This window comes from Geodermatophilus siccatus (assembly GCF_900103785.1).
Lineage (GTDB): Bacteria > Actinomycetota > Actinomycetes > Mycobacteriales > Geodermatophilaceae > Geodermatophilus > Geodermatophilus siccatus.
Genome location: NZ_FNHE01000009.1, coordinates 190,912 through 211,938, shown reverse-complemented (window position 1 = coordinate 211,938; position 21,027 = coordinate 190,912). Strand labels below are relative to the sequence as shown.

The 21,027-nt window shown below is 75.1% G+C and carries 16 protein-coding genes; 7 read left to right on the top strand and 9 right to left on the bottom strand.

The window, feature by feature from the left end; translation table 11 throughout:
* Window positions 1-269 precede the first annotated feature (269 nt).
* The gene (locus BLS21_RS24725) at window positions 270-710 is read right to left on the bottom strand and encodes a hypothetical protein (RefSeq protein WP_139177188.1); all 441 of its coding nucleotides are present in this window, start codon (window positions 708-710) and stop codon (window positions 270-272) included.
* Window positions 711-997: 287 nt separating this feature from the next.
* Between BLS21_RS24725 and BLS21_RS17360 the strand changes: the two genes are divergently transcribed.
* On the top strand, window positions 998-3,073 hold the full coding sequence (locus tag BLS21_RS17360) for a hydantoinase/oxoprolinase family protein (protein ID WP_091221288.1): 2,076 nt from the start codon (window positions 998-1,000) through the stop codon (window positions 3,071-3,073).
* A complete protein-coding gene (locus BLS21_RS17355) occupies window positions 3,070-4,932 on the top strand; it encodes a hydantoinase B/oxoprolinase family protein (RefSeq protein WP_091221285.1) in 1,863 nt (620 codons plus the stop codon). The genes BLS21_RS17360 and BLS21_RS17355 overlap by 4 nt, the downstream gene beginning before the upstream one ends.
* Before the next feature lie 5 nt (window positions 4,933-4,937).
* Here the strand turns inward: BLS21_RS17355 and BLS21_RS26250 are convergent, their stop codons facing one another.
* The gene (locus BLS21_RS26250) at window positions 4,938-5,810 is read right to left on the bottom strand and encodes a helix-turn-helix transcriptional regulator (RefSeq protein WP_281241950.1); all 873 of its coding nucleotides are present in this window, start codon (window positions 5,808-5,810) and stop codon (window positions 4,938-4,940) included.
* 246 nt (window positions 5,811-6,056) lie between these two features.
* On the opposite strand from BLS21_RS26250, the gene BLS21_RS17345 reads away from it, so the two are divergent.
* Window positions 6,057-6,977 carry a TolB family protein gene (locus BLS21_RS17345; RefSeq protein WP_091221282.1) on the top strand — a complete coding sequence of 307 codons (921 nt, stop codon included), beginning with the start codon at window positions 6,057-6,059 and terminating at the stop codon, window positions 6,975-6,977.
* A gap of 123 nt (window positions 6,978-7,100) precedes the next feature.
* Here BLS21_RS17345 and BLS21_RS17340 read toward each other — a convergent pair whose 3' ends face one another.
* Together BLS21_RS17340 and BLS21_RS17335 are read right to left on the bottom strand one after the other, a co-directional pair.
* The gene (locus tag BLS21_RS17340; protein ID WP_091221279.1) at window positions 7,101-7,298 is read right to left on the bottom strand and encodes a hypothetical protein; all 198 of its coding nucleotides are present in this window, start codon (window positions 7,296-7,298) and stop codon (window positions 7,101-7,103) included.
* A 63-nt stretch (window positions 7,299-7,361) separates the two neighbouring features.
* Window positions 7,362-7,856, bottom strand: a complete 495-nt coding sequence (locus BLS21_RS17335; RefSeq protein ID WP_091221276.1) for a DnaJ family domain-containing protein — start codon at window positions 7,854-7,856, stop codon at window positions 7,362-7,364.
* A gap of 162 nt (window positions 7,857-8,018) precedes the next feature.
* On the opposite strand from BLS21_RS17335, the gene BLS21_RS17330 reads away from it, so the two are divergent.
* Window positions 8,019-9,029, top strand: coding sequence for an ATP-dependent DNA ligase (locus tag BLS21_RS17330; protein ID WP_091221457.1), 1,011 nt, complete (start codon window positions 8,019-8,021; stop codon window positions 9,027-9,029).
* Between the two features lie 178 nt (window positions 9,030-9,207).
* Window positions 9,208-10,548, top strand: a complete 1,341-nt coding sequence (locus BLS21_RS17325; protein WP_091221274.1) for an ATP-dependent 6-phosphofructokinase — start codon at window positions 9,208-9,210, stop codon at window positions 10,546-10,548.
* A gap of 10 nt (window positions 10,549-10,558) precedes the next feature.
* On the opposite strand, the gene BLS21_RS17320 is transcribed toward BLS21_RS17325, so the two are convergent.
* The 3 genes from BLS21_RS17320 to BLS21_RS17310 all read right to left on the bottom strand — a co-directional run bounded on the left by BLS21_RS17320 (window position 10,559) and on the right by BLS21_RS17310 (window position 17,314).
* Window positions 10,559-11,053 (bottom strand): MarR family winged helix-turn-helix transcriptional regulator, encoded by a 495-nt coding sequence (locus tag BLS21_RS17320; RefSeq protein ID WP_091221271.1) that lies wholly within the window; start codon window positions 11,051-11,053, stop codon window positions 10,559-10,561.
* 33 nt (window positions 11,054-11,086) lie between these two features.
* The gene (locus tag BLS21_RS17315; RefSeq protein WP_175479611.1) at window positions 11,087-12,085 is read right to left on the bottom strand and encodes a sensor histidine kinase; all 999 of its coding nucleotides are present in this window, start codon (window positions 12,083-12,085) and stop codon (window positions 11,087-11,089) included.
* A 102-nt stretch (window positions 12,086-12,187) separates the two neighbouring features.
* Window positions 12,188-17,314, bottom strand: coding sequence for a SpoIIE family protein phosphatase (locus BLS21_RS17310; RefSeq protein ID WP_091221266.1), 5,127 nt, complete (start codon window positions 17,312-17,314; stop codon window positions 12,188-12,190).
* 194 nt (window positions 17,315-17,508) lie between these two features.
* Here BLS21_RS17310 and uraD point away from each other — a divergent pair, with 194 nt between their 5' ends.
* Window positions 17,509-18,006 (top strand): 2-oxo-4-hydroxy-4-carboxy-5-ureidoimidazoline decarboxylase, encoded by a 498-nt coding sequence (uraD, locus tag BLS21_RS17305; RefSeq protein ID WP_091221263.1) that lies wholly within the window; start codon window positions 17,509-17,511, stop codon window positions 18,004-18,006.
* A 242-nt stretch (window positions 18,007-18,248) separates the two neighbouring features.
* Here uraD and BLS21_RS17300 read toward each other — a convergent pair whose 3' ends face one another.
* Window positions 18,249-18,743 carry a hypothetical protein gene (locus BLS21_RS17300; protein ID WP_091221260.1) on the bottom strand — a complete coding sequence of 165 codons (495 nt, stop codon included), beginning with the start codon at window positions 18,741-18,743 and terminating at the stop codon, window positions 18,249-18,251.
* Between the two features lie 77 nt (window positions 18,744-18,820).
* On the opposite strand from BLS21_RS17300, the gene BLS21_RS17295 reads away from it, so the two are divergent.
* Complete coding sequence (locus BLS21_RS17295; protein WP_091221256.1) at window positions 18,821-19,318, top strand: phosphoribosyltransferase; 498 nt, start codon at window positions 18,821-18,823, stop codon at window positions 19,316-19,318.
* Between the two features lie 15 nt (window positions 19,319-19,333).
* Here BLS21_RS17295 and BLS21_RS17290 read toward each other — a convergent pair whose 3' ends face one another.
* Complete coding sequence (locus tag BLS21_RS17290; RefSeq protein ID WP_091221254.1) at window positions 19,334-20,920, bottom strand: methyl-accepting chemotaxis protein; 1,587 nt, start codon at window positions 20,918-20,920, stop codon at window positions 19,334-19,336.
* Window positions 20,921-21,027: the final 107 nt, after the last annotated feature.

The following is a 21,027-nucleotide window of genomic DNA, read 5'->3' as shown; positions in this document are numbered from 1 at the left end:
GAGGGCATGCCGATGAACTCTTCCTCGAGTCGACCATGCGATGCCCTTCAGTTCACCTCCCCGACCAACGTCAACTCCACTGCTGTCCCGATGCCAGGAAGCACGATGTCGGCACGCCTGTGATGACCAGCATGCTCAGGCATCGGATCCGCGATCCGCGCATCGGGGAAGTGCCCAGCGGCTCTGCGCGGCAGATCACCAGTCCACAGTCTCCCTGAACGCGAATTTAGGCAGCTGTGCCTGTGTCAGTTCGATCTCACGGGCCAGCGTTACTTGATGACCGCTTCCAAGTACGCTGCGGCCTCGCTCAAGGCCCGCACCTTACGAACTGAGAAGAGGAGCACAACGGCAATCACGGCTACCGCACCAAGCAGGCATCCGGCCACCGCAAGAGCCCATATCGGCAATTGCCCATCGCCATTCACTCCGAGCAGCGTACCGATGAGAGCGAAGACGGCCACCGCAAAGCTGGCGACGGTGAGCGACAGCCGCTCCCGTTCGGATTCAGCCTTCCATGCCTTGGCCAGGAAGTCGGCTTGTGGTTTCACTGTCGGAGGTAGTGCAGTGGCCACGAGTGGAGGCAGCTGAATCTCATCCCAGTGCCATCGACCGCGGGGAAGCTTGGCGACACCAGCCTCGCCCGTGGGGCGACAGCGTCTGATCTCATCCGGGTTCAAGTCCTTCAATTGCCGAGTGCTGAGCCTGGCCACCAGGCCTCCTCCTCAATGCTCTGGGATGTCTGGAATACAGTCGTCGAACGCTTCGAACACTCCTTGAGTCGGCAGCTCACAGAGTTAGCTTGAGGAACCACGTCCACCCCAGTTCAGCGCCTGACGTCGAACTCACCGCCGTCAACAGGACGTCCGATCCAGGCCGGAAGACACGGGTTCGCACCGCGGGTCATCGGGGTGACCAGATCCCACGTCGAGCACAACCCGAGCGATCGCCGTCGTCTGGTGCTTCCCGCCGAGGTATCTCAGCCCTAAGGTATCGGCGCATGGAGCCGCGCCGCGTCCGCATCGGCATCGACACCGGCGGGACCTTCACCGACGTCGTCGCGGTGGACGAGGCGACCGGCCGGACGACGACCACCAAGACGCCGTCCACCCCGGCCGATCCGGCGGAGGGCTTCCTCACCGGCGTCCGCAAGGTGCTCGACCTGCTGGGGCTGGACGGTGGCGCGATCACCGCGGTCAGCCACGGGACGACGGTCGCGACCAACCAGCTGCTCGAGGGCAGGCTGGACCGGATCGGCTTCATCACCACCGAGGGCTACGAGTCGGTGCTGGAGATCGCGCGGCAGTCGGTGCCCGACGGCTACGGCAACAGCTACTTCTGGGTGAAGCCGCCGCGGATCGTCCCCGCCGACCTGGTCCGCACCGTGCGCGGCCGGCTCGACTCCCGCGGCCACGAGGTGCGCCCCCTCGACGAGGGCGACGCCCGCGCCGCCGCCCGGTCCCTCCGCGACGCCGGGGTGGCGACCATCGGCGTCTGCCTGCTGCACTCCTACGCGAACGACGCCCACGAGCGCCGCGTCCTGGAGGTCCTCCGCGAGGAGCACCCCGACGCGGTGGTGAGCATCAGCTCCGAGGTGCTGCGCGAGTACCGCGAGTACGAGCGCTCGGTGACCACGCTGGTCGACGCCGCGGTGAAGCCGCGGGTGGGTGCGTACGTGACGGCGATCCGCGAGCGCCTGGACGGCATCGCCCCGGGCGTGCCGTTCTACGTGATGAAGAGCAACGGCGGCGTGCTGTCGGCCGAGGAGGTCGTGCACCAGCCGATCACCACGATGCTCTCCGGGCCGGCCGCCGGCGCCCTCGGCGCGGCCCTGGTCGCGGGCGCGGCCGGCTTCGACCGGGTGCTCACCTGCGACGGCGGCGGCACCTCCACCGACGTCGCGGTCGTGGTGGGCGGCGAGCCGACGCTGACCACCGAGGGCTCGGTCGGCGCCTACCCGTCGAAGATCCCGATGATCGACGTCGTCACCGTCGGCGCCGGCGGCGGCTCGATCGCCTGGCTGTCGCCGGAGGGCACGCTCAAGGTCGGGCCCCGCTCGGCCGGCGCCGACCCGGGACCGATCTGCTACCCGGACGGCGGGTCGGAGCCGACCGTCACCGACGCGCACGTGGTGCTCGGCCGGATCCCGCCGCACCTGCTGGGCGGGGAGATCCCGCTGTCGGCCGAGGCCGCGCGCGAGGGGCTGCGGCGACTCGGGAGCACGCTGGGCCTGGACCTCGAGCGCACCGCCACCGGCATCCTCGAGATCTCCGCGTGGAACCAGGCCAACGCGCTGCGCCAGGTCACGGTCGCCAGGGGCCTCGACGTCCGCGACTTCACGCTCACCACCTTCGGCGGCTCCGGCTCGCTGCTGGCCTGCCGGCTGATGGACGTCCTCGGTCTGCCCCGCACCCTCGTGCCGCCGGACCCCGGCAACCTCAGCGCGTTCGGCCTGCTCACCGTCGACGTCCGCAACGACCACGTGCAGACGACGATCAGCCGGCACGCCGACCTCGACCTCGACCGCGTGCGCACGGTCTTCGGCGAGCTGGAGGCCCGGGCACGGGAGGCCCTGGACGGCGAGGGCTTCCCCCGCGACCGGCAGCGGATCCAGCGCAGCGCCGACCTGCGCTACGTGGGCCAGGCGTTCGAGGTGCGCGTCCCCGTGGCGGACGGCGAGCTGGGCGCCGCGGCTGCCGAGGCCGTCGCGCAGGCCTTCCACGCCGCGCACCGCCAGCTCTACGGCTACGACTTCGCCGAGGACCCCCGGCAGGCCGTCGAGTGGGTGAACCTGCGGGTGAGCGGCATCGGGCCGATCCGCCGTCCCGACCTCGTCGAGCTGGCACCGGCCGACGGGTCCGGGCCGGACCGGGCCGTCACGGGCTCCCGGCCGGTCTTCTTCGACGACGACTGGGTGGAGACGCCGACGTACGACCGGCCGGAGCTGGCCCCCGGCGACGTCGTCCCCGGTCCGGCGGTGATCGAGGAGTTCGGCTCGACCGTCCCGGTGCACCCCGGCTTCCGCGCGACCGTGGACACCCACGGCAACCTGCTGATCGAGAGGAACGCCCGATGACCGCGGACCCGGTGCTCGTGGAGATCGTCGCGGGCACGCTGGCCGCGATCGAGCGCGAGGTGGAGACCTCGATCGGGCGGACGTCGCGGTCGCCGATGATCCGCGACGCGCACGACTTCCGCGCCGGCATCCACGACCGGGAGCTGCGCAAGCTGACCGGCCGCTCGTACTCCGCCCTGGTGCACCCGGTGGTGCGCGACCACCCGATCGAGACGATGAACGTCGGCGACGTCTACTTCCACAACGACGTCTACCTCTCCGAGGGCGGGATCGGGCACCTGCCCGACCTGTGCGTCACCGTGCCGGTGTTCGCCGAGGTGGACGGCCCTGCGGGTCCGGAGGCGCAGGTCGTCGCCTTCGTCCAGGCGTTCGGCCACCACGACGACATCGGCGGCGCCGTACCCGGCTCGATGCCCTCGGCGGCGACCTCGGTGTACGAGGAGGGGCTGATGGTCCCGCCGATCAAGCTGTGGGACCGCGGCGTCCGCAACGAGGCCGCGATGACGATCATGACCCGCAACTCGCGGATGCCCGACTCGCTGGCCGCCGACCTCGACGCCGAGTGCTCGGCCTGCCTGGCCGGCGCGCGGCGGCTGGGCGAGCTGTTCGAGCGGTACGGGGTGCCCGCCGTCGAGGCCTGCTTCGACGCGATCCTGGCCAACTCGACGGAGGTCTACCGGCGCGAGGTGCTCTCGCAGATCCCCGACGGCACCTACGTCTGGGAGGACTACGCCGAGCACGACGGCGTGGAGCCACCCAAGCTGCACCGGCAGCGGATCACGCTCACCATGGACAGTGCCGCCGACGTCCCGCTGGTCATCGACTTCACCGGCACCGGGCCGCAGGCCAAGGGGCCGATCAACCACTGCGGCGATCACGCCGACGGCAACTTCCTCAAGAAGTGGCTGGCGCCGATCCTGCGCAACCTCGCCGAGACGCCGGAGCGGATGGCCGAGCTCGACGTCAACGAGGGCGTCGTCCCGCTGATCGAGATGCGCTTCCCCGAGAAGGGCACGCTGCTCACCCCGGTGTTCCCGGCGCCGACCAACGCGCGGACGTTCGTCATCCTGCGGCTGCTCGGCGTCCTGGCCGGGGTGCTGGCCAAGGCGACCGGCGGCCGGATGCCCGCCGACCAGGAGACCATCCGCTACACCGGCGTGTACGGCACCGACGCCGACGGCCAGCCCTACCTGATGCGCGAGGTGCTCGGCGGCGGCTCGGGCGGGCGGTACTACGCCGACGGCGAGGACACCATCCACGTCGTCCCGGACTCGCGGAACCTGCCGACCGAGTTCACCGAGAGCCGCTTCCCGCTGCGGGTGGAGCGGCTGGGGCTGGCCCTGGACTCCGGCGGCCCCGGCCGCCACCGCGGCGGCTGCGGCTACGAGAAGCACATCCGGGTGCTGCGCGACGCGCACTTCATGTCGATCGCCGACCGCTCGATCCTGTCCTGCTGGGGCGTCGCCGGCGGTCGCGCCGGGCGGCCGTTCCAGATCACCGTGGACCCGGGCGGCCCCGACGAGCACGACGTCGACGCGCTGGCCGACGCCGAGCCGCTGGCCGCCGGCACGGTCGTCCGCATCCGGACGACGGGGGGCGGTGGGTGGGGCGACCCGCTGGACCGGCCGGTCGACGAGGTGCTGCGCGACATCGCCTGGCGCAAGGTGAGCGTCGCCGGCGCGCGGGCGGACTACGGCGTGGTGGTGCGGGACGACGGCACCGCCGACGAGGCGGCCACCGCGGCCCTGCGGACGGAGATCCGGGCCGCCCGCACCGGCGAGGAGCCGTTCTTCGACCGCGGGCCCGGCTACGCGCGGTTGTCCGGCGGGGCGGCGTTCAACGAGTTCGACCTGCTGTAGCCGCCTCAGCCCGCCCGCAGCCAGGCCAGCGCCGCGAGCACCCGGCGGTTGTCGTCCGGGTGGGGGGCCAGGCCGAGCTTCGCGAAGACCGCGGCGACGTGGGTCTCGACGGTCTTCGGGCTGAGGTGCAGCTCGCGGCCGATGCGCGCGTTCGACCGGCCCTCGGCGACGAGGCGCAGCACCTCCCGCTCGCGCGCGGTCAGCGGGTCCCCCTCCGCCGTGGCGGGACGGGGGGACGGCAGGGCCAGGGTCGGCGACGCACGGTGCCTCCCTCCCCCGCCCATGACCGTCGGGACGACGAGCGGCGCGACCTGCAGCGCCGGGACCGCGACCCCGGACCGGCGGGCCCGCCGCAGTGCCCGGCCGACCTGGGGCGACAGGAGCCCGACGAGGTCCCGCTCCCAGTCGGTGAAGGCCCGACCGGAGCGACCGAGGCTGATCCCGGTGAACGCGGACCCGTCGTCGGTGGCACCGAAGGCGATCTGGTCGTCCACCTCCAGCCGGTGGTACGCCTCGCGGTAGACGGGGTTGGCCTGCCACTGCCGCCGGCTGACCAGGTCCGAGGTGCGCAGCGGCTCGCCCACGGCCGGCAGGGCCATGGTGTAGGCGACGATCGGGTGCTGCGCCATGACCGAGGGGTAGCCGCCCAGGAACTCGGCGCGGTAGACCTCGGCCGGCCAGCCGAGCGCCAGCTCCCGACCGGCCCGGCGGTCGACCTCGTGGTAGACGGCCAGGTGGGCGGCGAGCAGACCGGCCAGTCCCGGGAGCAGGACGTCCCGGACACCGGCGAGGTCCTCGACCTCGTCGAGGCTCTCGACGAACGCACGACACCGGCCCAGGCGCGACACCGGGGACGCTTCGAACAGGCGCTGCGACATCGTCGTCCCCCCATGCACCAGGGCTCATCACCTGGGGTGCGCCACCGAGTGCGTCCCGCTACCAGTGTGGGGAGGACGGCGGTCCCCCGACAAGGCCCGGGGGGAACCCCGGAGCGGGACCAGGGCTGACCCCGATCCGGCCGCGGCGGAGATCCGCCACGCTCGTCCCCATCCGGACGGCGCACCGTCCGGACCGTCCCCTCGACGCCGAGCGGACGCCGACCGGATCGGAGCAGGTGGTCCTCGATGCGCCGCACCGCCGTCCTCCTCGTGTCGACGCTCGGCGTCGTGCCCCTCCTGGCCGTGCCCGCGCAGGCCGGCGGGCGGGTGCTCCCGTACGTGTTCACCAGCGACCGCGACGGTGACACCGAGATCTACCGGGTCCGGGCGGACGGACGCGTCGTGCAGCTGACGCACGACGACGTGGACGACGGCGACGCCGTCTGGTCACCCGACGGCCGCGAGCTGGCCTTCGTCAGCGGCCGGGACGGCGACCTGGAGGTCTTCGTGATGGACGCCGACGGCTCCGACGTCCGGCAGCTGACGCACAACACGGCGGGCCCGGGCAGCCCGGCCGCGGACCACTCGCCCGACTGGTCCCCGGACGGCGACGCCCTCGTGTTCGTGTCGGACCGGGACGACCCGGAGGGCGACATCTACCGGATGGCGGCCGACGGCACGGGGGTGACCCGGCTGACCGCCACCCCCTTCGTCACCGACTACTCCCCCTCGTGGTCCCCGGACGGGCGGCACATCGCGTTCGGCTCGACCCTGGCGGGCTTCGACAACGCCGAGGTCTACCGGATGCGCACCGACGGCTCGGGCCTGCGCCGGCTGACCCGGACGGCGGACGGCGTGTTCGACGACACCCCCGAGTACTCCCCGGACGGGCGGACGATCGTGTTCAGCAGCAACCGCGGCGGAGCGGACCGCGACCTCTACACGATGCGGGCGGACGGCGGGCAGGTGCGGGAGCTGACCGGTGAGGACGGCGTCGACGAGTGGTTCCCGACGTGGACCCCGGACGGCCGGCGGGTCCTGTACTGGAGCCTGACGCTGGACGGCACGGCCCGGGACACCGCGTGGATCGTCGACCGGGCCGGCAGGGACCCGCGCCCCCTGACCTCGGGCGAGTCGAACGACTCCTTCCCGGACGCCCGGCCGTGACCCGCCGGACCCCCACCCGCAGCGGCCAGGGGGAACCGCTGCGGGTGGGCCCCTGCACGGGCCCGCCGCGGCCCCGTCGAGAGGCTCGCCGCGAGCCGGCGAGTGGCGAGGAGGACGGGGTCCTCAGGGCGTGCCGAAGTCGGTGCTCCCGGCCGGCGGCTTGACCTCGTCGCCGGTCTCGCCCTCGTCGCCGCGGTTCCTCGGCTCGTCGGTGGTGCGCGGGTCGTCGTCGGTGTCGTCGACGTCCTCGGGGACCAGCGGCGTCTCGTGCAGGACGTGCTCACGCGCCGCGTCGCGGTCGGTGCCCGGTACCTCGGTCATGGCGACCTCCTCATCTCGGGATCGACCACGTACCCGACGGCTCCGCGGCGGATGCACCCGGCGCTACGCCCGGGGCGAACGGCGGCGCCGCCACCAGCGGGCGCGCGCCGGGGCGGACGGCGGTGCCGCGACCGGCTCGGGCTGCGAGGGCGGCGGCCGGGTGGCGTGCCACAGCCGCACGAGCGCGTCCTCGTCGGCCAGGCCGGGGACGGCGTCGGGCCCGTCCGCCGGACGCCGCCAGTGCTGCTCCACGCGGGCGTTGAACTCGGCCACCGTCGCCCGCACCGCGGCCTCGCTGGGCAGCCGGGGGACCCGCAGCGCGAGGTCCTCGCGCTCACGGCGCAGCGCCATGCCCGGCGGCAGCAGGTCGCGCGGGTCGGCCTGCTGGCGGCGCGCCCACTCCAGCGCCCACTCGTAGCTGGTCTGCTCCTTGTCCAGCCGCGGCAGCGGCCGGCCGGCGCCCCCGAGCCCCTCGAACGCACCCCGCTCCTGCGCCTGGGCGATCTGGTGGTCGATCCAGGTCTCGAAGGCCATCCCCGGGGGCTTGCGCTCGGTCATCACCTCCTTGGTACCCCGCCGATGCCGGATCGTGTCTTGACCTCCTGTGTCGCTCGTGCGGGGACCCCGGCGTCCTCGCGGAGCGTGGCGACCTGCCCCGGAGGGGTGAACCGGCAGCTCAGCGCCCTCCCCACGGGGCCGGCAAGCCCCACGCTGGCCGTCGTGCCGCTGTCCGTGCCCGGTGTGCCCGACGTGCCGCCCGAGCTGGCCGGACCGGTCGCGGTGGAGCTGGCCAAGCCGGTGCGCGACCTCCCGCGGGCCGACGCGCTGCCCGGCGGCGTCCTCTACGAGCCCAAGTGGGACGGCTACCGCCTGGTCGTCGTCCGCACCGGCGGCACGACCCGGGTCTGGTCGCGGCAGGGCCGCGACCTGTCCTCCCGCTTCCCGGACGTCGTCGCCGCGGCCGTCGCCCAGGTGCCGCCGGGCACGGTGCTCGACGGCGAGGTCGTCGTCTGGAACGGCTCGCGGCTGGACTTCGGGCTGCTGCAGCAGCGGATGGTCGCCTCCCGCGGCCGGATCGGGGCGCTGGTCGCCGCCGCCCCCGCCTCCTACGTCGCCTTCGACCTCCTCGCGCTCGGCGGCGCCGACCTGCGCGGCCGCCGGCTGCGGGAGCGGCGGGCGGCGCTGGAGGAGCTCGCCGCCCGCTGGGCCCCGCCGATGCAGCTCTCCCCGGTCACCACCGACCCCGCCGAGGCCCGGCAGTGGTCAGCCGACTTCCGCCCCGCCGGGGTGGAGGGGCTGGTCGCCAAGGGCGCCGGCACCCGGTACGCGCCCGGTCGCCGCGAGTGGCTGAAGGTGAAGTCCTGGGAGACCACCGAGGTGCTGGCCGGCGGCGTCATCGGGTCGCTCGAGCGGCCCGGCCAGCTGGTGGTCGGGCGCTACCGGGACGGCGAGCTGGTCGTCGTGGGCCGGACCAGCCCGCTCTCGCCCGCGCAGTCCGCCGAGCTGGCCGACGTCCTCACCCTCGCCGGGCCGGACCACCCGTGGCCCGAGCGGATCGGCACCGGCGCCTTCGGCGGCGGCCGGCTGTCGGTGCCGCTGACCCGCGTGCGCCCGGACGTCGTCGTCGAGGTCAGCGCGGACGCCGCGCTGCAGGCCGGCGTCTTCCGCCACCCGCTGCGCTTCGTGCGGGTGCGCCCCGACCTCGCCCCGGACGACGTCCCGGGGCTGTGACACGGTCGGCCTACCGGCCGACACCGCGGCCACGAGCCGTCCCCGACGAGCGTCGAGCCCGCCCGCCGCCTCGTCGCGGACCCCTCCGCGGCCCGCTCCCCGACGGCAGCGACGTCATCCGGCACAGCAGGCCGGTCCCGAAACCCGCACGGAACACCACGCGCGGACGATCGGGCGGGTGCACACCGGAGACCAGCTCTGCCTGACGGCGGCCGACCTGACGGTCCGCACCCTGGGCCCGGCGACCGTCCCCTCCCCGCTGGACGGCTCCCTGCTCGACCCGCGGGACAGCGTCCACTACGTCGCCGAGACCGACCGGGTGCTGCTCGACGACACCCTCGACATGGCGGTGCGCCGCGGGCTGCCCACCCGCGAGCTGCCCGCCTTCGAGCCCGGCGGACCGCGCTCCCGGCTGTTCTTCGACCCGCCCCGCACCCGCGTCGGCGTCGTCACCTGCGGCGGGCTGTGCCCCGGGCTGAACAACGTCATCCGCGGCCTGGTGCTGGAGGCGTGCGGCCACTACGGCGTCGCCTCGGTGACCGGCTTCCGCAACGGCTACCGCGGTCTGAACCGCGCGGGTGCGGCCGACGCGGTCGAGCTGACGCCGGCCGCCGTCCGCGGGCTCAACGACCAGGGCGGCACGGTGCTGGGGACCTCCCGCGGCGGCCAGGACCCGGCCGAGATGGTCGACACCCTCGTCGCGCGTGGCATCGACGTCCTGTTCGTCATCGGCGGCGACGGCACCCTGCGCGGTGGGCAGGACATCGCCGACGAGGCCACCCGCCGCGGCCTGCCGATCGCCGTCGTCGGCATCCCCAAGACGATCGACAACGACATCCCGTGGATCGACGCCAGCTTCGGCTTCCAGACCGCGTTCGGCCGGGCCGCCGAGTCGATCCGGGCCGCGCACACCGAGGCGCGGTCCACGCCGAACGGGGTCGGGCTGATCAAGCTGATGGGCAGGCACTCGGGCTTCATCGCCGCCTACGCGTCGCTGGCCAGCGAGGACGTCGACGTCGTCCTCGTGCCCGAGGTGCCCCTCGACCTCGACGGGCTCCTGGCCCACCTCGACCGGGTGCTCGACCGGCAGGGGCACGCGGTGGTCGTCGTCGCCGAGGGCGCCGGGCAGGAGCTCTTCGCGGGACAGCCCCAGGACCGGGACGCCTCGGGCAACCTGCGGCTGGGTGACGTCGGCGCGCTGCTGCGCGACCGGATCACCGCCGCGGCGAGGGACGGCGGCCGCGACATCAGCCTCCGTTACGTCGACCCGGGCTACGCCATCCGCAGCGTGCCGGCCAACCCCTTCGACAGCGTCTACTGCCAACGGCTGGCGCAGGCCGCCGTCCACGCCGCCATGGCCGGCCGGACGGCGACCGTCGTCGGCCGCTGGCACGGCCGGTTCGTGCACGTGCCCATCGCGCTGGCCACCGCCAGCCGCAACCAGGTCGACCCCCAGGGCGACCTGTGGCTCTCGGTGCTCGAGGCCACCGGCCAGCCGTTCACATGGTCGGCCTACTAGGCCGACAGTGTCAGGGCACGCGGCCGAGGGCGACCAGCAGGCGGCGCAGGAGGCCGGCGAGGGCGTCGAGATCGTCGTCGGGGAGCCCGGCCAGCAGCCGGCGCTCGGTCTCCAGGTGGTCGGGCAGCGCGGCGTCGAGCGCCGCCCGGCCGGCCTCGGTCAGGGTGACGACGACGGCCCGCCCGTCGGCCTCGCTGCGCTCACGGGTGATCAGCCCCTTCTCCTCCAGCCGGTCCAGCCGCTGGGTGATCGCGCCGGAGGTGACCAGGGCGGTCCGCATGAGCGCGGAGGGGGTCAGCTGGTACGGGGCCCCGGCTCGGCGCAGCGCGGCCAGCACGTCGAAGGAGGGGACGTCGAGACCGTGGCGGGCGAAGGTGGCGCGCTGGGCGAGGTGGACCTCGCGCTGCAGCTGGGAGATGCGCCCGATGACGCCCATCGGGCTGCAGTCGAGGTCGGGCCGCTCCCGGGCCCACTGGGCCAGGATCTGGTCGACGGCGTCCCCCACCCCCGATACCTCAGCAGTGAGGTATCAGCGGCGTCAAGCGCGGCGCAGGCGGGTGCTGAGCCGGACGGTGAGCCCGTCGGGACCGGGCAGCAGGTCGACGGAGTCCCAGAGCTTGCGGGCCAGCCACAGGCCCATGCCGCCACGGCCGAGGTCGGCGCCGTGGGCGGGCACGAAGCCGGCCAGCGGGTCGCCGAAGGAGTGCCCGGAGTCGGTGATGGCGCAGACCAGCCGATCCCCGTCGGTCCACATCCGCGCCGACACCGGCCGGACGCCGTGCCGGAAGGCGTTTGCGGCGACCTCGGCGGCGGCCAGGTGCAGGTCCTCCCGCTGGTCGCGGTCGGGCACCCGGTCGGCGAGGACCCGGCCGATCCCGTGGCGCAGCGCCACCAGGGTGGGGACGTCGTCGAGGGCGAGCACCGGCTCGGTGTCCTCGACCGGCTCCCGCGGCCACGGCAGCCGGGGCAGGTACTCCGCCGGGTCGCGGTAGACCGGGCTCGGCGCCCACGCACCGTCGACGACCAGGAAGGGGTGGGTGGTGGCAGCGGTCTCGACGACCGCTGCGGGCAGCCGGCGCCGGTCGTAGAGGCAGAGGCAGTCGACCGGCGTGCCCTGCACCACCCGGTTGGTCGCCGACTCGAACCGCACCCCCTCGCGCCAGCCGGCCGGGGTGGGCCCGAAGTCCACGAGGGAGAGGACGCGCAGCTGTCCGTTGCCCGCCTGCTCGGCGGTCTGCCGGGCGTGGGCCAGCGCGTCGGGCGCCCGGGCACCGAGCAGGCTCAGCCGCGGGTCGTCGCGGACCTGCCCGGCGCGCTCACCGAGCTCGCCGCAGAGCAGCGCCACGACGTCGGGCGGGCAGGCCAGCGCGACGACGTCCCCGGCGCGCAGCCCGGCGTCGAGGAAGGGCAGGGCCACGGCCAGCAGGTCGGCGTCCCCGCGCACCACCGCGGCGGCGTGCCGCGACAGGACCGGGGACCCGACGCCGCTCCGCGGGCGTGGAAGCGGCGCCCGGGCCCCGCCCACCGCTCGGTCCACCTCGTCCGGTCCTCCCTCCGGCCGAGAGCTCGGGCCGGGTGCCGCGTCATCCTCGTGCACGCCCACCCCCGATCACCCGAGGGGTGCCCAATGTGCGCGTCGTCACGCCTGCAGTTCCTCCCAGGCCTGCTCGTCGACCCCCGCCAGGGCGAGGATCCGCGCCGGCGGGGTCCCGGGCCGGGTCAGCACCCGCAGCTCGACGCCGGCCCGCCGTGCCCGGGTGACGGCCTCCAGGACCAGTCCGACGCCCGCGCTGGCCAGGTAGCCGGTCGACCGGAGGTCCAGCGTCGCGACCGCCCCCGGGGCCAGCTGCTCGAGCCGGGCGAGCACCTGCTGGCGGATCCGCGCCGCGGTGGCCAGGTCGACCTCGCCGTGCACCTCCAGGCGTGGGCCGCCGGACTCGTCGTGCACGGCCACGCTCGTCGCGCCGTCAGCCGAGGGAGCTGCCGGCGCCCGCTCGAGACGGACCGCCGGGCCGGGGACGGCGGGAGCCACCCGGAAGCGGACCGTGGTGCCGGCGACCCCGGGGGCGTGCACCACCTCGACGTCGGTGCCCAGCGCCTCGATCAGCTCCAGGCCGCGCCCCCGGTAGCCGCGGTCGGCCGGCGGCGGCCGCCAGAGGCCGGTGTCGCGCACCTCGACCCGCACGCTGCCGTCGGCCTCGCGGGCGAGCCGGTAGCTGCACTCGCCGTCGTCGGGGGACGCGCCGTAGGCGTGCTCGACCGCGTTGGCCAGCGCCTCGCCCAGCGCCAGCTGCAGGTCCTCGGCGGTGTCCCCGGGCAGCCCGGCCGCCGCCGTCCACGCCGCCACGGCCCGGCGGACGCCGGACAGCCGGCGCGGGTCGGCGGGCAGCCGGGCGGCCAGCGGCTCCGGCAGCAGCCGGGCGGCGATCAGCGCGACGTCGTCGGGCTGGGCGGCGTCGGCGAGGACCTCGGCGAGCAGCTGCCCGGTCAGCGCGACCGGGTCGGCCGCGGCGTGCCGGGCGGCCGCGGCCCGGACCCGCTCGAGCCCGTCGTCGAGGACCTCCCCGCGGCGCTCCACCAGGCCGTCGGTGTAGAGCAGCAGGGTCGCGCCGGGAGCGATGTCGGCGGTGCCCTCGGTGTAGGGACGTCGTCCGGGTACGCCGAGGACGGTCCCGGAGCCGGCGCCGTCGAGCAGCTGCGCCGCGGCCGGCGTCACCAGCAGCGCCGGTGGGTGCCCGGCGCGGGCCCAGCAGACCGTGCCGGCCGCGCCGTCGACGACCAGGCAGGCCGCGGTGGAGGCCAGCGCGCCGGGCAGCCGGGCGGCGAAGCGGTCCAGCAGCTCCAGCGCCTCCGCCGGGCCGCAGCCCTGCAGCAGGGCGGTCGAGAGCGCGCTGCGCAGCTGCCCCATGACCGCGGCGGCGGCCGGCCCCTGGCCGACGACGTCGCCGACGGCGATCGCGATCCGGTGGTCGGCCAGCTCGACGACGTCGTACCAGTCCCCGCCGGCCTGGCTGCCCTCGGCGCCGGGCAGGTAGTGCGCGGCCAGCGCCAGCCGCTCCAGGGCGGGCAGCTGCGCCGGCAGCAGGCTCAGCTGCAGCGTCTCGGCGATGCCCCGCTCGGCCCGGTACAGCCGGGCGCGGTCGAGGGCCTGGGCGCACTGCTCGGCGACGGCGAGCAGCATCGCCCGGTCCGTGGCGGAGAAGCGCCGCACCTCGGGCCAGGCCACCGACAGGACGCCGACCACCCGGCCGGCCACGGTCAGCGGCAGGGCCGCCACCGCGGCCAGCCCGAAGTCGCGCTCCGACGCGGCCAGCTCGGGAGCCAGTCCGCGGTCGGCCGCGGGCTGCGCAGTGAAGTCCTCGACCCAGATCGGGCGTCGCTCGCTGACGGCCGTGGTGGCCACCACCGGGGTCGACATCGGCAGCGTCCGCCAGAGCTCCCGGCCGGCCGGGCTGCCACCGTCGATGGCCAGCGCGAACAGCGCCCGGTGCGAGGGGTCGACCTCGTAGACCGCGACCCGGCTGTCCGGGCCGGTCAGCGCGCGGACGTGCCCGCCGGCCACCTCGGCGACCTCCAGCGGGGTGGTCGCCGCGGACAGCTCGGCGGTCGCCCGCTGCAGCAGCGCCAGCCGCCGCGCCGCCGCCCTCTCCTCGGCGAGCAGCACCGCGTTGTCCACCGCCAGGGCGGCCCGCCCGGCGACCTCCTCGAGCAGCACCCGGTCGTCGTCGTCGTACGGCGGCGAGTCCGGGTGCCGGGCGAGCGCGAGGACGGCGAGGACCCGGCCGCGGACGGACAGCGGCACCGCCATCCCCGAGCCGACGGCCAGGGCCTCCGCGATCTCCGGACGGTCGGGAGCCAGCGGGGGCAGCTGCGCCCGCAGCACGCTCCGGCCGGTCGTCACCACCTCGGCCCCGATCCCCGTGTCGGGGTCGAGAGCGGTCATGGCGGCCTCGGCCGCACCGTGGAGCCCGGCGACCCCGGCGAAGCGCAGCCGTCCGTCGTCCCCCAGCACGCGGGCCGTGCAGAGGTCCGCGAGGCGCCGGTCGACCAGCAGCCGGGCCAGCGCGCCGAGCTGGCCCTCGACGGTGGTCTCCCGGTCCAGGGCCGTGCCGACCTCGGCGAGCAGCGTCTGTCGCGCCGTCTCGCGGGTCCGGGCGTTGATGTCGGTGCAGCTGCCGACGTACCCGGCGAACGTCTCCCCGGCACCGATCGGCCTCCCCCCGATCGGTACGGCCCGCTCCAGCAGCCAGTGGTAGGTGCCGTCGGCTCGGCGCAGCCGGACGTCGACCTCCCAGCCCTCGCGGCGGGCGGTCGCCGCGGCGACGACCTCGGCGTAGCGGTCGCGGTCCTCGGGGTGCAGGCCCTGCGCCCAGCCGTCGCCGACCTCCTCGCGGGCCGGGCGGCCGGTGAACTCGGTCCAGCCGCGGTTGACGAACACCCGACGTCCGTCGGGGTCGGCCACCCAGATGAGGGCCGGCGCCAGGTCGGCCATCGCGGTGAACTGCTCCTCCGCGGCGCGGCGGGCCCGGCCGAGCTCCAGGTGCGCGCCGACGCGGGCCAGCAGCTCCTGCGCGGAGAACGGCTTGACCAGGTAGTCGTCGGCACCGGCGGCCAGGCCCTCGACGGCGGCCTCCTCACCGGCCCGGGCCGAGAGCAGCACCACCGGGACGCGGGCGGTGCGCGGCTCGGCGCGCAGGGCCGCGAGCAGCCCCATGCCGTCGAGCCCGGGCATCATCACGTCGCTGACGACCAGGTCGGGCGGGTCGGCCAGCGCCGCCTCGAGCGCCTGCCGGCCGTCCGCGACGGTGCGGACGTCGTAGTGCGGACCCAGCAGCCGCCGCACGTACCCCCGCATGTCGGCGTTGTCGTCGGCGACCAGGACCCGCCCGGAGACCGCGGCCGGGCGCGGGACGACCGGTGGCAGCTCGGCGCCGGGCGCGCCGTCCCCACCGGGCAGCCAGCGCATGGCCTCGGTGACGAAGGGGACGGCGGCGGACGAGACCGCGGACGTGTCCGGAGCGGCGTCGGCCAGCCGGTCGGCGGGCAGGTGGGCGGTGCCCATCGGCAGGGTGACGGTGAACGTCGTCCCGGCGCCCGGGGTGCTCTCGACGTCGATGCTGCCGCCGTGCAGGGCGACCAGCTCGCGCACCATGGCCAGGCCGATGCCGCTGCCTTCGCCCGACCGGCCGCGGGCGTCGGCCACCCGGTGGAAGCGCTCGAACAGGCGGGGCAGCTCGTCGGCGGGGATGCCGGTGCCGGTGTCGCTGACCGTCAGCCGCGCGCCGCCGTCGTCCTGCCGCAGCCGCACGGCGATGCCGCCGGTGAAGGTGAACTTCAGCGCGTTGGAGAGCAGGTTGAGGACGACCTTCTCCCACATGTCCCGGTCGACGTGCACCGGCGCGTCCAGCGGCGCGCAGTCGACGGTGAACTCCAGCCCCGCGCGGACGACGGCCGAGCGGAAGACGCTGGCCAGCTCGGCGGTGGTGGCGGCCAGGTCGACGGGCTCGAAGCGGGCGTCGATGCGGCCGGCCTGGATGCGGGAGAAGTCCAGCAGGGTGTTGACCAGCTTGCCCAGCCGCTGCGCGTTGCGCTCGATCACCTCGAGCTCCTCGCGCAGCCGCGGGTCGGACGCCGCGGCCGGGGAGGCGCGCAGCTCGGCGACCGGGCCGGCGATGAGCGTCAGCGGGGTGCGGAACTCGTGGCTGACGTTGCTGAAGAAGTCGGTCTTGGCCCGGTCCAGCTCGGCCAGCGCCTCGGCCCGGCGGCGCTCGGCCTCGTAGCTGCCGGCGTTGGTGAGGGCGGAGGAGACCTGGTTGGCGACGAGGCCGAGGAAGCCGTGGTAGGCGTCGTCCCAGCGGCGGTGCGGGTTGAGGCCGACGACGAGGAAGCCGGCCACCCCCTGGTGCTCCGGCGCCGAGGAGGCGATCGGCAGCGCGACGCCCTGCACCGGCGCGCGGTCCCAGGCACCGGTCGGCAGGCCGGGGCCTAGGTCGGTGAGGTCCTCCACCAGCACGTCGTCGCCGGCCAGCAACCGGGCCAGCGGCCACGTCCCGGAGTCGTCGGTCAGGACCCGGGGGACGGCGGGCGACCCGGGCTCGATGCCCACCGCAGCGCCCAGCCGGGCAGTGCCCTCGTCGTCCACCAGGTACACGGCGCTGAACGGCAGGTCGACGGGGTTGCGGGCGAGCTGGTCGGCGGTGGCGGCGAGCACGGCCTCCGCGGAGCGCGCCGCCCCGAGCGCCGCGGCGAGGTCGCGCAGCGTGCCCATCCGGCGCTCGCCGACGACCTGCTGGGTGGTCTCGGTGACCACGCACAGCAGGCCGCCGGTGCCGCCCTCGTCGTCGGGCAGGGGGCTGTAGGAGAAGGTGTGGTACGTCTCCTCCGGGTAGCCGCTGCGCTCCAGGAAGAGCAGCAGGTCCTCGTCCCAGGTGGCGGTGCCGCCGTCGAGCACCTCCCGGGTGCGCGGCCCGATGTCACGCCAGATCTCGGCCCACACCTCGGAGGCGGGGCGGCCCAGCGCCCACGGGTGCTTGGCCTGCAGCGTGTCGTGCCGGTACGCGTCGTTGTAGAGGAAGGCCAGGTCCGGACCCCAGCCGGCCCACATCGCAAACCGCGACGTCAGCAGGATGCGGACGGTGTGGCGCAGCCCGGAGGGCCACTGCTCCGGCGGGCCGAGCGGCGTCTGCGACCAGTCGACCGCGGCCATCGCGCGGCCGACCTCGCCCCCACCGGCGAACAGCGAGGTGTCGGCGTCCTCGTCGTTCACTCCGCCATCACGAGGGGATGGTAGGTCGGGGGCCGCCACGGCCGGTTACGGCAGGGGGACCCGCGCGCCGCGTCGGCCCGGGACGGCCCGCTCGACGACGGTCGCCGGCGGGCACCCCGCCTCGTCGCGGACGTCCTCCGGGGGCGGCCTCCGTCGACCCTGCCACGTGGACCGCCGGCTGCCATCCTCGTCGCATGGCCGCCCTCGACGACTTCAACGCCGAGCCCGCCGACCGCGCCGTCCAGGCCCTCCGGGCGTGCAACGCCGCGCCGCGGTTCGCAGCAGCGGTGGTGGCCGGCCGGCCCTACCCGGACGTCGACGCGCTGGTCGCCCGCACCGAGGAGGTCGTCCGCGGGCTGCCGTGGGAGGAGGTCGAGCTGGCCATCAGCGTCCACCCGCGGATCGGCGAGCAGCCCGAGGGCTCCTCACCCGAGGCGGAGGCCTCCCGGCGGGAGCAGAGCGCGGTGGGCTCGGCGGACGACGCCACGCGGACCGCGCTGGCCGAGGGCAACCGGGCCTACGAGGAGCGCTTCGGCCACGTCTTCCTGATCCGTGCGGCCGGCCGGTCCCCGGAGGAGGTGCTCGCCGAGCTGCGCCGCCGGCTGGTCAACGACGAGGGGACCGAGCGGGCCGAGGTGACCGGTCAGCTGGCCGAGATCACGGCGCTGCGGGTGCGGGAGCTCGTCTCGTGAGCGTCTCCACGCACGTGCTGGACCCGCGCGGGCGCGACCGTCGCAGGCGCGCACCGGCTGGTCTTCGCCACCGGCCCGTGGTCCGCCGACCAGGGACGGGACACCTCCCGCCCCGAGGTCACCCGGCCGGGGCGGGGTCCCTCCTCGCGACCTCCGCCCCCGCTCACAGGAGGGAGCAGCGGTGGAGCAGGCGCCGAACACGTCCCCTCGCCCGCCACGTGCGACCGGCTCCCGTCGAGCGGTCAGCGGCCCCAGCTGTCGTCCTGCGGCGCGGTCTCGAGGCCGACCCCGGCGAGGAGCAGGTCGGCGTGCACCCGCAGGTCGGCCCCGCGCTCGTCGTCGGTGGTGAAGAGGTCAGCGCCCTCGGCCACGCCCACCCCGCCCACGCCGCGGCAGCTCCACCACACGTGCCAGCCGGCCGGCACCCGGACCCCCACGCCGCCCATCGACGCCCGCACGGTGAGGTCCACCCCGCCGGGCACCTTGGGCACCGCGGTCAGGTCCAGTCGGACGCCGCCCATGAGCACGTCCAGCCGCACCCGCGACAGCTCGGGGTGGACCGGCCGCAGCTCCTCGCCGCCGACCACCACGACCCGCCGGATCCCGGCCGTGCTCTCGTCGCCCTCGTCCTTGCGCCGTGCCACCAGGCGGCCGGTCACGGCGAGCACCGCCTGCACCGCCCACCAGCCCAGCAGCCAGGGCAGCAGCCGACGGACGGCGGGCGGGAGGCTCGTCATGCGGTCAGCCTGCCCGCCGTCCCGCCCGGTGCCCAGTCCTGAGCGCTCCGCGGTCCCGACTGGCACCATCGACCGGCGTGGGCGACGAGCACGAGGTCCTGACCTACGAGGCGTTCGGCACCGCGGCGCGCGAGCTCGCCGGGCAGGTCGCCGCCGACGGTTTCGAGCCGGACCTGATCCTCTCCATCGCCCGCGGCGGGCTCTTCCTCGGCGGCGCGCTGGGCTACGCCCTCGACGTCAAGAACCTGTTCGTGATGAACGTGGAGTTCTACACCGGCGTCGACCAGCGGCTCGACCTGCCGGTGGTGCTGCCGCCGACCCTGGACGTCGTCGACCTGACCGGCGCGCGGGTGCTGGTCGCCGACGACGTCGCCGACACCGGCAAGACCCTGGAGCTGGTGCGCGACTTCTGCGCCGGGCACGTGACCGAGGTGCGGACGGCGGTGGTCTACGAGAAGCCGCACTCGGTGGTGCACTGCGACTACGTGTGGCGGCGGACCGACCGCTGGATCGACTTCCCTTGGTCCAGCGAGCCGCCCGTCGTCCGGCGCCGGGCGGGCTCGACCGGAGCCTGAGCGGACCTCTCCCCTTTAGCAGCGGAAGCGCTGCACCGACGCGCTGAGCGCCGAGGCCATCCGGGCCACCTCGTCCATCGCCGTCCGGGCGTCGGTCATCGCGCGGGTCGTGGCGGTCGCGGCGCCGGCCACCGCGGTGATGTTGTCGGCGATCTGCCCGGCCGACTGCGCGGCCTCGGCGACGTTGCGGTTCATCTCCGTGGTGGTCGCGGTCTGCTCCTCGACGGCGGCGGCGATGGTGCCCTGCGAGTCGTTGATCAGGGCGATGATCTGCGCGATCTCCCCGATCGCCCGCACCGCGCCCTCGGTGTCGCCCTGGATCGCCTCGACCCGCGCGGTGATGTCCTGCGTGGCCTTGGCGGTCTCCTGCGCCAGTTCCTTGACCTCGTTGGCGACGACGGCGAAGCCCTTGCCCGCCTCGCCGGCCCGCGCGGCCTCGATGGTGGCGTTCAGCGCGAGCAGGTTGGTCTGCTCGGCGATCGCGGTGATCGTCTTGACGACGCTGGCGATCTCCAACGAGGACTCCCCCAGCTTGGCGACGGTCGCGTTCGTCGCGTCGGCGACCTGCACGGCCTGACCCGCGACCCGGGCCACCTCGCTGGCGTTCTGCGCGATCTCGCGGATCGAGACGCCCATCTCCTCCGAGCCGGCGGCCACGGTCTGCACGTTGACCGACACCTGACCGGCGGCGTCGGCGACCACCCCGCTCTGCACCGAGGACTCGTCGGCCAGCCGGGTCATGTCCTGGGCCGTCGCCGAGAGCTCCTCGGTGGCCGAGGCGAGCGTCCCGGTGGTCTCCCCGATCGAGGTCAGGACGGCCCGCACGTTGCCCATCGAGGCCTCCAGCGCGGCGGCCATCCGGCCCACCTCGTCCCTGCTGGTGACGCCGGTGGAGCCGCGCAGGTCGCCGTCGGCCATGGCGGCCAGCACCGCGCCGACGCGGTGCAGCGGCCGCACGACCGAGCGGGTGACCACCCAGCCGAGCAGGGCCAGGACGACCACCCCCACGACCGCGACCACCAGGGCGAGGGTGATGGCGGTGCTGCGCTGACCGTCCGCGTGCGCGACCGCGTCGTCCGCGAACGCCGCCACGGCGTCCTCGAGCAGCGGCAGCTCGTCCTCCAGCGCCGAGAACGCCTGACCGAAGGCGGGATAGGCCGCCTGCGCGGCCACCGGGTCGCGCCCGGCGGTGGTGACGATCTGCTGGCCGGCGAGGAGGTACGCGTCGACGGTGGGGGTCACCTCCTCGACCGCCGCGACGATCTCCGGGCTCAGGCCGTCCCCGGAGATCTCGACGAGGAGGTCGCGGAAGGCCTGGTCGTGCTCGGCCAGGTCGGTGACCGCACCTCGGTAGAGGTCGCCCTGGCCGCCGCTGACCAGCGCCTGGAGCACGTCGCCGCGGACGGCGTCGTGCATCATGTCGGCCGTCAGCACGTCCCCGGTCACCTCGGCGCTGGCGAGCAGCTCACCCGCGGTGGTCTCGGTGCTCTGCAGCGCCCGGATGGCGATCCAGGCGAAGACGGCGAGGACGACGGCGCCGGCAGCGACCAGCGTTCCGAGCTTCACGCCGAGGGGACGGTCGGACCAGAGGTTGCGCGCCATGCCGGCACTCCTGCGGTGAGGGATCGGCGCGCCAGGTGCGCGCCGTTGCCCCGTGTTCGGCAGGTCGCTGGAGCTGCTACAGCGCAACGGGTCCGACCGAGGATCCT

Coding starts and splice junctions, on each gene's coding strand:
- BLS21_RS17340 (WP_091221279.1), bottom strand. CDS start 7,298: ATGACCGAGGTACCGGGCACCGACCGCGACGCGGCGCGTGAGCACGTC.
- BLS21_RS17335 (WP_091221276.1), bottom strand. CDS start 7,856: ATGACCGAGCGCAAGCCCCCGGGGATGGCCTTCGAGACCTGGATCGAC.
- BLS21_RS17345 (WP_091221282.1), top strand. CDS start 6,057: ATGCGCCGCACCGCCGTCCTCCTCGTGTCGACGCTCGGCGTCGTGCCC.
- BLS21_RS17300 (WP_091221260.1), bottom strand. CDS start 18,743: ATGACGAGCCTCCCGCCCGCCGTCCGTCGGCTGCTGCCCTGGCTGCTG.
- BLS21_RS26250 (WP_281241950.1), bottom strand. CDS start 5,810: ATGTCGCAGCGCCTGTTCGAAGCGTCCCCGGTGTCGCGCCTGGGCCGG.
- BLS21_RS17360 (WP_091221288.1), top strand. CDS start 998: ATGGAGCCGCGCCGCGTCCGCATCGGCATCGACACCGGCGGGACCTTC.
- uraD (WP_091221263.1), top strand. CDS start 17,509: ATGGCCGCCCTCGACGACTTCAACGCCGAGCCCGCCGACCGCGCCGTC.
- BLS21_RS17290 (WP_091221254.1), bottom strand. CDS start 20,920: ATGGCGCGCAACCTCTGGTCCGACCGTCCCCTCGGCGTGAAGCTCGGA.
- BLS21_RS17355 (WP_091221285.1), top strand. CDS start 3,070: ATGACCGCGGACCCGGTGCTCGTGGAGATCGTCGCGGGCACGCTGGCC.